This window comes from Pseudomonas sp. B12(2026), assembly GCF_057767015.1.
Genome location: NZ_CM173430.1, coordinates 4,663,006 through 4,676,539 on the forward strand (window position 1 = coordinate 4,663,006; position 13,534 = coordinate 4,676,539).

10 protein-coding genes are annotated in these 13,534 nt (G+C 67.2%); 5 read left to right on the forward strand and 5 right to left on the reverse strand.

Going from position 1 to position 13,534, the window contains the following annotated elements:
* Positions 1-82 precede the first annotated feature (82 nt).
* From pcsA to AC3B6A_RS21765, 5 genes are all read right to left on the reverse strand, one after another.
* Positions 83-799 (reverse strand): phosphatidylcholine synthase, encoded by a 717-nt coding sequence (gene pcsA, locus AC3B6A_RS21745; protein WP_488399174.1) that lies wholly within the window; start codon positions 797-799, stop codon positions 83-85.
* Positions 800-1,051: 252 nt separating this feature from the next.
* Positions 1,052-1,828, reverse strand: a complete 777-nt coding sequence (locus AC3B6A_RS21750) for an amino acid ABC transporter ATP-binding protein (RefSeq protein ID WP_488399175.1) — start codon at positions 1,826-1,828, stop codon at positions 1,052-1,054.
* 12 nt (positions 1,829-1,840) lie between these two features.
* Positions 1,841-2,938, reverse strand: a complete 1,098-nt coding sequence (locus tag AC3B6A_RS21755) for an amino acid ABC transporter permease (protein WP_488399176.1) — start codon at positions 2,936-2,938, stop codon at positions 1,841-1,843.
* A gap of 10 nt (positions 2,939-2,948) precedes the next feature.
* A complete protein-coding gene (locus AC3B6A_RS21760) occupies positions 2,949-4,133 on the reverse strand; it encodes an amino acid ABC transporter permease (RefSeq protein WP_488399177.1) in 1,185 nt (394 codons plus the stop codon).
* A gap of 118 nt (positions 4,134-4,251) precedes the next feature.
* Complete coding sequence (locus tag AC3B6A_RS21765; protein ID WP_488399178.1) at positions 4,252-5,280, reverse strand: amino acid ABC transporter substrate-binding protein; 1,029 nt, start codon at positions 5,278-5,280, stop codon at positions 4,252-4,254.
* A gap of 515 nt (positions 5,281-5,795) precedes the next feature.
* Here AC3B6A_RS21765 and AC3B6A_RS21770 point away from each other — a divergent pair.
* The 5 genes from AC3B6A_RS21770 to AC3B6A_RS21790 all read left to right on the forward strand — a co-directional run bounded on the left by AC3B6A_RS21770 (position 5,796) and on the right by AC3B6A_RS21790 (position 13,381).
* Entirely contained in the window at positions 5,796-6,449 is a 654-nt protein-coding gene (locus AC3B6A_RS21770; RefSeq protein WP_488399180.1) for an alpha/beta hydrolase, read from the forward strand.
* 30 nt (positions 6,450-6,479) lie between these two features.
* Positions 6,480-8,372, forward strand: coding sequence for an acyl-CoA synthetase (locus tag AC3B6A_RS21775; RefSeq protein ID WP_488399181.1), 1,893 nt, complete (start codon positions 6,480-6,482; stop codon positions 8,370-8,372).
* 151 nt (positions 8,373-8,523) lie between these two features.
* Positions 8,524-9,462 carry a GGDEF domain-containing protein gene (locus tag AC3B6A_RS21780; protein WP_488399182.1) on the forward strand — a complete coding sequence of 313 codons (939 nt, stop codon included), beginning with the start codon at positions 8,524-8,526 and terminating at the stop codon, positions 9,460-9,462.
* A gap of 116 nt (positions 9,463-9,578) precedes the next feature.
* A complete protein-coding gene (rhlB, locus tag AC3B6A_RS21785) occupies positions 9,579-11,105 on the forward strand; it encodes an ATP-dependent RNA helicase RhlB (protein WP_488399183.1) in 1,527 nt (508 codons plus the stop codon).
* A 317-nt stretch (positions 11,106-11,422) separates the two neighbouring features.
* Entirely contained in the window at positions 11,423-13,381 is a 1,959-nt protein-coding gene (locus AC3B6A_RS21790) for a methyl-accepting chemotaxis protein (protein ID WP_488399184.1), read from the forward strand.
* Positions 13,382-13,534 lie beyond the last annotated feature (153 nt).

Genomic DNA, 13,534 nt, shown 5'->3' on the forward strand with positions numbered 1-13,534 from the left:
ATGCAGCTCATGGCACGGGTATCGATGGGTATCGCTGCGCTCCACCCATCCTACGCAGAAGAAAACCGCGGTTGCGCGAGGGTCAGTGGAACCACTCCATCGCCGTGCGCCACACGCAGACGCCGATGAAGTAGGCCGACGCAGCGAACCACAGGCCGAGCAGCCAGGGCTGGTCCACCGGCTGCTGGAGGATCAGCAGCGCGCTGCTGAGCATCCAGACGAAGGTCACCGCGATGTTCAGCGGCATGAACTGGCGCACGCGGAAAGGGTGCAGGAACTTCATCCGGGTCAGGGTCAGCGCGGCCAGCACCAGCACGGTGAGGAAGCTCACCCAGGGGTGCGGGGCGAGCACGTAGAAGTACACCGCGACCACGTTCCACGCGGCCGGGAAGCCGACGAAGTAGTTGTCCTTGCTCTTCATGTTGACGTTGCAGAAGCAGAACAGCGAGGACACCAGGATCACGCCCACCGCCAGCAGTTCGGTGTGCAGCGGCAGCGGCACGTAGCGGTAGACGAAGATCGCCGGGATGAACACGTAGGTCAGGTAGTCGATCACCAGGTCCAGGGTCGAGCCGTCGAAGTGCGGCAGCACCGCCTTGACGTCGAACTTGCGCGCCAGGGTGCCGTCCAGCCCATCCACCAGCAGGGCCACGCCCAGCCACAGCAGGCAGGCCTGGGGGCGGTTGTCGACCAGCGCCAGCAGCGCCAGCAGCGCGAGGATGACACCGCTGGAGGTCACCGCATGGGCGCTCCAGGCCTTGGCCTTGCTAAGGTTCAGTGGAGACAGGATCAGGTTCACGTCGGCTCTCTTCCTTCGGACGGCGTTGCAGGCGAGCTATTTCCAACCTTAGCCCATCCCTGACAAAGCACTGTACATGGGAACACCGATGCGCCGCCCGGGTTCAACCCGCGCGCGTCGATGCCGCCATGACGGCAATGGAGCCTTCCAGCATACGCCGTCGCGGCGGCGCAGGACCATCGGGGGAGACGAGCGCGAGTTGGCGAAAGGCCGACGGCCCCCTCCCCGCGACGGCAGAGGGGGCTTCGTGCCTCAGTGCAGGATCTGGCTGAGGAACAGCTTGGTGCGGTCGGACTGCGGGTTGTCGAAGAACTGGTCCGGCGGGGCCTGCTCGACGATCTCGCCCTTGTCCATGAAGATCACCCGGTTCGCCACGGTGCGGGCAAAGCCCATCTCGTGGGTCACGCAGAGCATGGTCATGCCGCTCTGCGCCAAGCCGATCATGGTGTCGAGCACTTCCTTCACCATCTCCGGGTCGAGTGCCGAGGTCGGTTCGTCGAACAGCATGATCTTCGGCTTCATGCACAGCGCGCGGGCGATCGCCACGCGCTGCTGCTGGCCGCCGGAGAGCTGCCCGGGGTACTTGTTGGCCTGCTCCGGGATGCGCACGCGCTCCAGGTAATGCATGGCGATTTCCTCGGCCTGGCGCTTGGGCAGCTTGCGCACCCACATGGGCGCGAGGATGCAGTTCTGCAGCACGGTCAGGTGCGGGAACAGGTTGAAGTGCTGGAACACCATGCCGACTTCGCTGCGGATCGCCTCGATCTGCTTGAGGTCGTTGGTCAGCTCGGTGCCGTCGACCACGATGCTGCCCTGCTGGTGTTCCTCCAGGCGGTTGATGCAGCGGATGGTGGTGGACTTGCCCGAACCGGACGGCCCGCAGAGCACGATGCGCTCGCCCTGCTTGACCTCCAGGTTGATGTCCTTGAGCACGTGGAACTGGCCGTACCACTTGTTCACGTCCTTCATGGTGATCATCACGTGATCGCCGATGGCCGGCTGTGCGGTCTTTTGGGTGGCTTCAGACATGATGAATCACTCCTAACGCTTGTGGCCGGTGTCCAGCTTGCGCTCCAGGTGCATGGAGTAGCGGGACATGCTGAAACAGAAGATCCAGTAGACCGCCGCGGCGAACACATAGCCCTCGGTGGCCATGCCCAGCCAGGCCGGGTCCGCGGTGGCGCGCTTGATGCTGTTGAGGAAGTCGAACAGGCCGATGATGATCACCAGGCTCGTGTCCTTGAACAACGCGATGAAGGTGTTGACGATGCCGGGGATCACCAGCTTGAGCGCCTGCGGCAGGATCACCAGGCCCATGGTCCGCCAGTAGCCCAGGCCCATGGCGGCGGCGGCCTCGTACTGCCCCTTGGGGATCGCCTGCATGCCACCGCGCACCACCTCGGCGATGTAGGCGGCCTCGAACAGCACCACCATCACCATGGCCCGCAGCAGCTTGTCGAGGTTCATCCCCTCGGGCAGGAACAGCGGCAGCATCACCGAGGACATGAACAGCACGGTGATCAGCGGCACGCCGCGCCAGAACTCGATGGTGGTGACGCAGATGACCTTGATCGCCGGCATCTTCGAGCGCCGTCCCAGCGCCAGCAGGATGCCCAGCGGCATCGCCCCGCAGATGCCGACCGCGGCGATCACCACGGTGAGCATCAGGCCGCCCCACTGGCTGGTGGACACGTTCTCCAGGCCGAGGAAGCCGCCGCGCAGCAGCCAGTAGGCCACCAGCGGCAGGGCCAGGAGGAAGCCCAGGCCGTACTTCAGCTTGTAGGGGAAGCGCTTGAGGAACAGCGGCGCCGCGCCGAAGATCACGAAGAGCACGGTGAGGTCCACGCGCCAGCGCAGTTCCTCGGGGTAGAAGCCGTACATGAACTGGCCGAAGCGCGAGCCGATGAACACCCAGCAGGCGCCCTCGCGGGCGCAGTCGGCGCGGGTCGCGCCGGTCCAGTTGGCCTTGATGAAGGCCCACTCCAGCAACGGCGGCAGGATCAGGTACACCAGGTACAGGCCCAGCAGCGTCAGCAGGGTGTTGAACCAGCCGGAGAACAGGTTGGCGCGCAGCCAGCCGACGACGCCCACGCTCATCGCCGGTGGCGGCTGATCGGGCTTGAAGGTATGAGTTGCCATGGTCTGCTTCCTACCTCTCGACCAGCGCGATGCGCTTGTTGTACCAGTTCATCAGCAGCGAAATGCTGATACTGATGGCCAGGTACACGCTCATGGTGATGGCCATGGTCTCGATGGCCTGGCCGGTCTGGTTGAGCACCGTGCCGGCGAACAGCGAGACCATGTCCGGGTAGCCGATGGCGGCCGCCAGCGAAGAGTTCTTCGCCAGGTTCAGGTACTGGCTGGTCAGCGGCGGGATGATCACCCGCAGCGCCTGCGGGATGACCACCAGGCGCAGGATCTGCCCCGGACGCAGGCCGAGGGAGCCGGCGGCCTCGGTCTGGCCGTGGCTGACCGCCAGGATGCCGGCGCGCACCGTCTCGCCGATGAAGGCGGCGGTGTACACCGACAGCGCGAGGATGATCGACACCAGTTCCGGGATCACCACCCAGCCACCGCGGAAGTTGAAGCCCTGCAGCACCGGCACGTCCCAGTGGAACGGCGCGCCGGCCACCAGCGCCACCAGCGCCGGCAGCAGGATCAGCAGCGCCAGGCCGCTGAGGAACACCGGGAACGCCTTGCCGGTGGCGTGGCGGCGGGCCTTGGCCCACTTCCAGATCACCGCCCAGCCGACGATCGCCAGGATCACCGCGACGATGAACGGCCCCAGGCCGTCGGCGGCGACCGGCGCGGGCATCTGCAGGCCGCGGTTGTTGACGAAGAACAGGTCGCCGAAGCTGATGCTCTGCCGGGGCCCGGGCAGCGGCCCGAGGACGGCGAAGTACCAGAAGAAGATCTGCAGCAGCGGCGGGATGTTGCGGAAGGTCTCGATGTACAGGGTCGCCAGCTTGCGGATCAGCCAGTTGTGCGACAGCCGCGCCACGCCGAGGATGAAGCCGATGATGGTAGCGAAGAAGATGCCGACCACCGTGACCAGCAGCGTGTTGAGCAGGCCGACCAGGAACACCCGGGTATAGGTGTCGCTTTCGCTGTAGTCGATCAGGTGCTGGGAGATGCCGAAACCGGCGCTGTGCTGGAGAAACCCGAAGCCGGACTGGATGCCGCGGTGTTCGAGGTTGGTCTGGGTGTTGTCGAAGAGAAACCAGCCCACCGCGACGACGACGATCACGGCGATGATCTGGAAGGCCCAGGCCCGGACGGTGGGATCGGTGAGCGAGAGCCCCCGCGCACGCCCGGCGTTGATGGAATTCTGCATGTAAGCCCTCTCGGAACCCCGCCGGGCCGCCACGGGACCACGCCCGCGACCGCCCGGAAGGCTTCACGTCGTTCGAAACAGGCCGGCGCCCAGACTCCGGGCGCCGGCGCGGGTCGGGTCAGCGCACCGGCGGTGCGTACTGCAGACCACCCTTGTTCCACTGGGCGTTGAGGCCACGCTTGATCTTCAGGTCGCTGCTTTCACCGATGTTGCGATCGAAGATCTCGCCGTAGTTACCCACTTGCTTGACGATCTGCACCACCCAGTCCTTGGGCAGTTTCAGGTCCTTGCCGTAGTCGCCCTCGGCGCCGAGCAGGCGCGCGATGTCGGGGTTCTTGGTGCTCTTCGCGGTTTCCTCGACGTTCTTCGAGTTCACGCCCAGCTCCTCGGCGTTGACCATGGCGAAGAGCGTCCAGCGCGCCATGTCGAACCATTCCTCGTCGCCCTGGCGCACCGCCGGGCCCAGCGGCTCCTTGGAGATGACTTCCGGCAGCACCACGTAGTCGTCCGGCTTGGCCAGCTTGATGCGCTGGGCGTAGAGCTGCGACTGGTCGGAGGTCAGCACGTCGCAACGACCGGACTCCAGCGACTTGGCGCTCTCGTCGGAGGTGTCGTAGGTGATGGGGGTGTACTTGAGGTTGTTGGAGCGGAAGTAGTCGGACAGGTTCAGCTCGGTGGTGGTGCCGGCCTGGATGCACACGGTGGCGCCGTCGAGCTCCTTGGCGCTGGACACGCCGAGCTTCTTGTTGACCAGGAAGCCCTGGCCGTCGTAGTAGGTCACGCCGACGAAATTCAGGCCCATGGCGCTGTCGCGCGAACTGGTCCAGGTGGTGTTGCGCGAGAGGATGTCGATCTCGCCGGACTGCAGCGCGGTGAAGCGCTCCTTGGCGGTCAGCGGGCTGAACTTGACCTTGCTCGCGTCGCCGAACACGGCGGCGGCCAGGGCGCGGCAGACATCCACGTCGATGCCCTTGTACTGCCCCTTCGCGTCGGCATAGGAGAAGCCCGGAAGACCGTCACTGATACCGCACTGCACGTAGCCTTTCTTCTTTACTGCATCGAGGGTGGCGCCCGCATGGGCGAGGCCGCTGATACCGAACACGGCGGCGGTGGTCAGCACAGCCAGGGTGGATTTCACCATCTTCATCGATCTTCTCCGTTGCTTTTTTAGTGTTCTGGAGTCCCGGCTCCACCGCCGTACCCTCGTGAGGCACAAGCAGGACCACTGACGGGATGGAGACCTAAGGGTGAGTCTAGTCCGCTCTCGGAAACCGCACCGAGGCGTTGCAGACCTTCCCCGAGCCCGCGGGTGATGCGGGCAGGAACGGGTGAAAGCAGATCATTGCGCGTGAAGGCGAAGGCCCGTCGCACCCACCGTTGACCGCGGCGGACGTCGACGGGCCCTGGAGCAGCCCGAGGCATTCGCCACCCCGCTTGCGGTACAGCTTTCCGGATGGGGTCGGTAAAGTGTTACCGCAAGCGGGGTGGCGCAGCCTGGAGCCTGAGGTAGCAAGGCCCGTACCAGCTCCGCGAATCTTCCTACAATCCAGAGACGTCAAGTCCTACAAGTTATGGCCATGCGACATCTTCTTGCATGGCGCACCCCACCGCATTCGCGCGCGACGCCCCATCCCAGAGCGCCCGCCCCACCCTGGAGCCTCCATGACCCAGCCCCTGATCCTCGAACCCTCCCGCCCGGCCGACTCCTGCGTCATTTGGTTGCACGGCCTGGGGGCCGACCGTTACGACTTCGAGCCGGTAGCACGGATGCTGCAGCGCAGCTTCGCCGGCACGCGCTTCATCCTCCCGCAGGCGCCGACCCGCCCGGTCACGGTGTTCAACGGCATGCCCGCGCCGAGCTGGTACGACATCCTCGCCATGGCGCCGGCCCGCGCCATCGACGAAGCGCAGCTGGACGCCTCGGCCGACGCCGTGATCGCGCTGATCCGCGGGCAGATCGAGCAGGGCATCGACGCCCGGCGCATCATCCTCGCCGGCTTCTCCCAGGGCGGCGCCGTGGTGCTGCACACCGGCTACCTGCGCTGGGACGGCGAGCTGGGCGGGGTCATGGCGCTGTCCACCTATGGCCCGACATTCAGCGAAGGCATAAGCCTGCCGGCTACAAAAAGACAACTGTCGGCGCTCTGCCTGCATGGCACTTTCGACGACGTGGTAGCGCCCGACATGGGCCGCGCCGCGTACGATTTCCTGCTGGCCAACGGCGTGCCCGCACAGTGGCGCACCTACCCGATGAGCCACGAGGTGAGCAACGAGGAGATCGGCGACATCGGCGCGTGGCTGCGGGAACGCCTCTGATCCCCTCATCCGCGGAGAACAAGAAGAAAGATGAACGCCCCGATCACCCGCCTGCGCGACATCGAAGCCCTGGAACAGGTCCCGCTGCAGGATCGCGACCTGCCGCCGAGCACCTATGAACTGCTGCGCCGCTCGGCGCAGCGCTTCGGCCCGGAAACCGCCCTGAGCTTCCTGCTGCAGGGCTCGGCCGCCGAGGAGCCGCTGCGCATCAGCTACGCCGAGCTGTTCGCCCGCGTCACCCAGGCGGCGAACGCCTTCCACCGCCTCGGCGTGCGGCCGGGCAGCGCGGTGTCGTTCCTGCTGCCGAACCTGCCGCAGACCCATTACGTGATCTGGGGCGGCGAAGCGGCGGGGATCGTCAACGCGATCAACCCGCTGCTCGACCCCGCGCACATCGCCGAACTGGTGCGCGCCGCCGACTCCCGCGTGCTGGTGACCCTGGCGCCCTTCCCCGGCACAGACCTGTGGGACAAGGTCGCCGCCCTGCGCGACGAGCTGCCGGAGCTGGCCGCCATCGTCACCGTCGATCTCGCCAACCTGCTGCCCGAGCCGCAGCGCGCGGCGCTCAAGGCCCAGCGCGGCGCGCTGCCGGCCGGCGTGCTGGACTTCGACGAGCTGATCGCCCAGTGCCCGGCCGACCACCTGGAAAGCGGCCGGGTGATCGGTCCGGACGAAGTCGCCTCCTACTTCCACACCGGCGGCACCACCGGCACGCCGAAACTGGCGCCGCACAGCCATTTCAACGAAGTGGCGATGGCCGAGATCATGGGCCTGAACGCCGACTACGACGGCGCCGACGTGCTGCTCTGCGGCCTGCCGCTGTTCCATGTCAACGGCGTGATGGTCACCGGCCTCGCCCCCTTCATGCGCGGCGCCCAGGTGCTACTGGCCGGCCCCCAGGGCTATCGCAACCCGACGCTGATCCAGGACTTCTGGAAGCTGGTGGAGCGCTACCGGGTGACCAGCTTCAGCGGCGTGCCGACCATCTATGCAGCCCTGCTGCAGGTGCCCAGCGAGGGCCGCGACCTCTCCAGCCTGCGCTTCGCCCTGTGCGGCGCGGCGCCGATGCCGGTGGAGCTGATCCGCCAGTTCGAGGCCCGGACCGGGCTGAAGATCATCGAAGGCTACGGCATGACCGAGGGCACCTGCGGCACCAGCTGCAACCCGCGCGGCGGCGAGCGCCGGCCCGGCTCCATCGGCCTGCGCCTGCCCTACTGCCAGGTGAAGTCGGCGATCCTCGACGGCGAAGGCCGCTACCTGCGCGACGCCGCGGTCGACGAGATCGGCAACCTCTGCCTGCGCGGCCCCACCGTGTTCAAGGGCTACCTGCAGGCCGGCAAGAACCAGGGCATCTGGGTCGACGGCGACTGGTTCAACACCGGCGACCTGGGCCGCATCGACGCCGACGGCTACATCTGGCTCACCGGGCGCAGCAAGGACCTGATCATCCGCGGCGGCCACAACATCGATCCGCAGATGATCGAGGAAGCCCTGCACCGCCACCCCGCCGTGGCCCTGGCCGCCGCCGTGGGCAAGCCGGACCTCAAGGCCGGCGAGCTGCCGGTGGTGTACATCCAGCTCAAGCCGGGCGTGCAGGCCAGCGAGGCGGAACTGCTGGAGCACGCCGCGCAGCACGTGCCGGAGCGGGCGGCGGTGCCCAAGGACGTCTGGCTGCTGGACGCCATCCCGGTCACCGCCGTGGGCAAGACCTTCAAGCCCGCGCTGCGCCTGGACGCCATCCGCCGCGTGCTGGAGGAGGAAGTCCGTCACCTCCAGCCGCGCCCGGCCATCGAGGTGCTGGCCGACGACCGCCACGGGCAGAAGGCGCGCCTGCGCGCAGGCCACCTCGATGTGCACGCGAGGACGGCGCTGGCCGAGCGGCTGGGCGGCTACGCGATCCACATCGAGTGGCTGGAGGACTGATGAGCCGCCGGGTCGACCGCCGGTCGGCCCGGCATGGAGCCAGATTGCCAGTATCCAAATCTGACTAATACTGATGGCTCAATGTGCGAATTGGACTACATGGAGAGTCAGTCGTGCACATCACCAGTCCAGCTCCCGCTTCCGTCACGCCATGAAGCCCGCGCAGTGGAAGGAAGACATCCAGCAATTGCAGCACCTTCGCCTGTTCCAGAACGTGGCCGCGGCCAGCCTGCAACAGCTGCTGAAGGATTTCCGCGCCTGCGAGCTGGAAGCCGGTGAGATCCTCCTTTCGCCGTTCAACCGCAACCACTTCCTTTATATGGTCCTGCACGGCCAACTGAAGGTGTACCTCGGCTCGCTCGACAACCAGCCGGTGACCAGCCTGCACCCGGGCGACTGCGCCGGCGAGATCAGCTTCATCGACAACGACCCGCCGTCCGCCTACGTGGTCGCCAGCGAACCGACCACCGTGCTGCGCCTGCACCGCGAGTCGCTGCTCAACCTCTTCCAGCACTCCCCGCAGGTGATGCAGAACCTCCTCGGCGTGCTCTGCGAAAAGGTGCGCCAGGGCAACCGGATCATTCTCGACACCGAACAGAACGCCAACATCGACACCCTGACCGGGCTGTTCAACCGGCGCTGGCTGGAGCACATCTACGACCGCGAAAGCACCCGCTGCGCCTTCAACGCGCATCCGCTGTGCCTGCTCATGCTCGATGTCGACCACTTCAAGGACTACAACGACGAGCACGGCCACCTGGCCGGCGACTACGCCCTCTGCCTGGTCGCCCACACCCTACGCAGCCAGCTGCGGCCCAAGGACAGCATGGCGCGCTACGGCGGCGAGGAGTTCGTCATCCTGCTGCCGGAAATCGGCCTGGACGAAGCCCGGCGCATCGGCAACCGGCTGCGCCAGAGCCTGGAGCAGATCAGCTCCTTCTATTCGCCGGTGGGCGTGCTGCCGGGCGTCACCGTCTCCCTCGGCCTGGCCCAGATGGACTACCAGGAAAACCTGCCGAGCCTGATCCTGCGGGCCGACAGCGCGCTCTACCGGGCCAAGCAGGAGGGCCGCAACCGCCTGGTGGGCTGACGCCGCGAGCGCTGCCCCGAGGCCCGCCAGAGCCGGGAAATCCTGTGGCACTTCGCCCTGCGGGCATCTTGCATTACACTGGCGGCCGTTCATTCCTTAACCAGTACGAGACCACCGTGCTCAAAGCACTCAAGAAAATCTTCAGCAAGGGCGAGGGCGAACTGCCCGTCGCCACGCCGGCAGCCCCCGCTCCCGCTGCCTCCCAGCCCGCCCAGAGCGATGAGAAACGCCCGCGCAAGCCGCGCAATCCGCGCCCCCAGGGCGAGTCCGCCGAGAAGCCGGCCCGCGCGCCGAAGGCCGACAAGCCGCGCGCCGAGCGCGCCGACAAAGCCGAACGCGGCGAAAATACCGAGCGCGCCGACAAGCCGCGCGAACCCCGGGCCGACAAGCCGCGCCGCGAGCGCAAGCCCAAGGCGCCGGTGGTGGACAACTGGAAGCTGGAAGACTTCGTGGTGGAACCCGCCGAAGGCAAGACCCGCTTCCACGACTTCAAGCTCGATCCGCGCCTGATGCACGCCATCCATGACCTGGGCTTCCCCTACTGCACGCCGATCCAGGCGCAGGTGCTGGGCTTCACCCTCAGGGGCCAGGACGCCATCGGCCGCGCCCAGACCGGCACCGGCAAGACCGCCGCGTTCCTCATCTCGATCATCACCCAGCTGCTGCAGACCCCGCCGCCGAAAGAGCGCTACATGGGCGAGCCGCGCGCGCTGATCATCGCACCGACCCGCGAGCTGGTGGTGCAGATCGCCAAGGACGCCGTCGGCCTGGCCAAGTACACCGGCCTGAACGTCATGAGCTTCGTCGGCGGCATGGACTTCGACAAGCAGCTCAAGACCCTGGAATCGCGCTTCTGCGACATCCTGGTGGCCACCCCCGGCCGCCTGCTGGACTTCAACCAGCGCGGCGAGGTGCACCTGGACATGGTCGAGGTGATGGTGCTCGACGAAGCCGACCGCATGCTCGACATGGGCTTCATCCCGCAGGTCCGCCAGATCATCCGCCAGACCCCGTACAAGGGCGAGCGCCAGACCCTGCTGTTCTCCGCCACCTTCACCGACGACGTGATGAACCTGGCCAAGCAGTGGACCGTCGACCCGGCCATCGTCGAGATCGAGCCGGAGAACGTCGCCAGCGACACCGTCGAGCAGCACGTCTACGCCGTCGCCGGCAGCGACAAGTACAAGCTGCTGTACAACCTGATCGCGCAGAACGACTGGACCCGCGTGATGGTCTTCGCCAACCGCAAGGACGAGGTGCGCCGCATCGAGGAACGCCTGACCAAGGACGGCATCAGCGCCGCCCAGATGTCCGGCGACGTGCCGCAGCACAAGCGCATCAAGGTCCTGGAAGGCTTCCGCGAAGGCAAGATCCGCGTGCTGGTCGCCACCGACGTCGCCGGCCGCGGCATCCACGTCGACGGCATCAGCCACGTGATCAACTTCACCCTGCCCGAAGACCCGGACGACTACGTGCACCGCATCGGCCGTACCGGCCGCGCCGGCAGCACCGGCACCTCGATCAGCTTCGCCGGCGAGGACGACGCCTTCGCCCTGCCGCCGATCGAGGAACTGCTGGGCCGCAAGATCAACTGCGAAATGCCGCCGACCGAGCTGCTCAAGCCGGTGCCGCGCAAGCACTGATCCCCCCGCGGTAGCAGCTCTCTGCTCCAGAATAAGGCGAAGCCACCCGGCTTCGCCTTTTTCGTTTCCGCCGGTGTTACGCCCGGTGACACCGCCCCTTGCCGACGACGCATCGTCCCGCCCCGTTTGTCCCGCCGGACCCGCCGGGACGACCTCGCGCAGCCCCCGCGCAAACAATGGCAATACGCCACCCTTCGGCGGAGGCGTCATTTCGCCTGCCTTTTCCGATCAGATTTATTTACAGGCGTAAAATAATTCGCACGCTTCTTGCATGACACGTGAGAACAATTCCAAGTAAACGTCGCCGGAATCCGCCCATGCCCTTGCGCATCAAACTCGCCCTCAGTTTCCTTTCGATCGGCCTGATCCCCGTGCTGGTGATGGCCATCGTGGTCTACCTCCAGGCCAGCCGGGCCCTCGAAGATCAGAGCCTGAATGCCCTGGAGGCGGTCGCCAACATCAAGCAGCGGCAATTGATGGACGCCTGGAAGGCCCGGCACGACCAGCTCAGCAACCTCGCCAACAGTCTCGGCAGCAACTATGCGGGCCTCGACAGCCAGTCCCTGGTGACCACCGCCAACTACGACCGGCCGGTCTTCGAGAACTTCACCAAGACCTTCGGCTACCGCGAACTGCGCCTGGTGGCCGGCGACGGCAGCGTGGTCTTCACGCTCGGCCGCGGCGCCGAGTACCAGCAGAACATCGGCGCCCCGAACTGGCGCGACACCGCCTTCGGGCGCTTCGTCCGCTCCGCCCTGGACAGCGGCAAGGCCACCATCAGCGACCTGGAACCCGCGCTGGACGACCAGCAGCCCGTGCAATGGCTGGCCGCGCCGATCCAGGACGGCGGCAAGCTGCAATTGCTGCTGGTGCTGGAACTGCCGCTGACCGCGATCAACGAGGTGATGCAGAGCCGCCAGGGCCTGGGCGAAGCCGGGGAAACCTACCTGGTGGGCGGCGACGGCGGCCTGCGCTCGGACTCGGTGCGCTTTACCGACCACCACGTCCGCCGCGGCAGCGAAAGCCCCGCCGCCCTGCCCGGCCAGGCCAGCGCGAAAGCCCTGGCCGGCGAACAGGGGCGCCTCAGCGAAACCGGCCTGAGCGGCCAGACGGCGCTGAAATCCTTCGTCCCGCTGAACCTGGACAACCTGCAGTGGGCGCTGGTGGCGGAAATGGACCAGGACCAGGCGTTCGCCCCGGTGCGCAAGCTGATGTGGCAGATCCTCGTGCTGGGCGTGCTGACCCTGCTGGGCGTCGCCGCCGGCACCTGGCTGGTCAGCCGCAGCGTGATGCGCCCGCTGGGCGGCGAGCCGGCGAGCATGGCGGCGCTGGCGCAGCGCTTGGCCAGCGGCGAGCTGCGCCTGGGCGACGACGCCGATGCCAGCAGCGGGCTGATGCAGGCGCTGCGCGAAATGACCACGGCCTGGCGCCAGGTGGTCGAGCGCCTGCGCCAGGCCAGCGAGGCGGTGGGCGATGCCAGCGGCGACATCCTCGACGCCGCCGGGCGCACCAGCAGCCACCTCGACCAACAGCAGGAAGCGCTGGAAATGGTGGTCAGCGCCGTCGACCAGATGGCCGCCACCGTGCAGGAGATCGCCGGCAGCGCCAGCCGCAGCGCCGACGGCAGCGCCGCCGCGCGCGAAGCCTTCGTCGCCATGCAGGGCACGCTGCAGCACATGATCGGCCGCCAGGACCAACTGCTCGGCGGCCTGCGCCAGGCCGACGGCGTGGTGCAGACGCTGGCCGGCGAGAGCCAGCAGATCGGCACCGTGCTGGACGTCATCCGCTCGATCGCCGAACAGACCAACCTGCTCGCCCTCAACGCCGCCATCGAGGCCGCCCGCGCCGGCGAAGCGGGCCGTGGCTTCGCCGTGGTCGCCGACGAAGTACGCAGCCTGGCCCAGCGCACCCGCACCGCCACGGACGAGATCGTCGCCATCGTCGGCAGCCTCGGCGAATCCTCCGTGCAGGCCCAGGCGAGCATGAGCGGGGCCAGCGAACAGGCGCACACCCTGGAACAGGACACCCAGGCGGTGCTGGAAGCCCTCGGCGCCCTCGACGATTCCCTGCAGGGCGTGCACGCCATGGCCTTCCAGATCGCCGCGGCGGCCGAGCAACAGGCGGCCACCACCCAGGAAGTGAACCAGCACATGCACCGCCTGAGCGACATGACCGTGGAAAACCGCAAGACCGCCGCGCACACCCGCGATTGCGGCGAGCACCTGCGCCGCGTGGCGGGCAGCCAGGAAGAGCTGGTGGCGCAGTTCAAGCTGTAGCTTTTCGTAGGAGCGAGCTCGCTCGCGAACGCATTCCGCCGGAGGCTCCGGTGCCGTGCGGTTCGCGAGCAAGCTCGCTCCTACAGGGGCGGCCCGACCGTGCCCTCATGCAGGACCGCCGCGCTCGCGTAGGAGCGGAGCTTCTCCGCGATC

Coding starts and splice junctions, on each gene's coding strand:
- AC3B6A_RS21750 (WP_488399175.1), bottom strand. CDS start 1,828: ATGTCTGAAGCCACCCAAAAGACCGCACAGCCGGCCATCGGCGATCAC.
- AC3B6A_RS21755 (WP_488399176.1), bottom strand. CDS start 2,938: ATGGCAACTCATACCTTCAAGCCCGATCAGCCGCCACCGGCGATGAGC.
- AC3B6A_RS21760 (WP_488399177.1), bottom strand. CDS start 4,133: ATGCAGAATTCCATCAACGCCGGGCGTGCGCGGGGGCTCTCGCTCACC.
- AC3B6A_RS21765 (WP_488399178.1), bottom strand. CDS start 5,280: ATGAAGATGGTGAAATCCACCCTGGCTGTGCTGACCACCGCCGCCGTG.
- AC3B6A_RS21770 (WP_488399180.1), top strand. CDS start 5,796: ATGACCCAGCCCCTGATCCTCGAACCCTCCCGCCCGGCCGACTCCTGC.
- AC3B6A_RS21775 (WP_488399181.1), top strand. CDS start 6,480: ATGAACGCCCCGATCACCCGCCTGCGCGACATCGAAGCCCTGGAACAG.
- AC3B6A_RS21780 (WP_488399182.1), top strand. CDS start 8,524: ATGAAGCCCGCGCAGTGGAAGGAAGACATCCAGCAATTGCAGCACCTT.
- AC3B6A_RS21790 (WP_488399184.1), top strand. CDS start 11,423: ATGCCCTTGCGCATCAAACTCGCCCTCAGTTTCCTTTCGATCGGCCTG.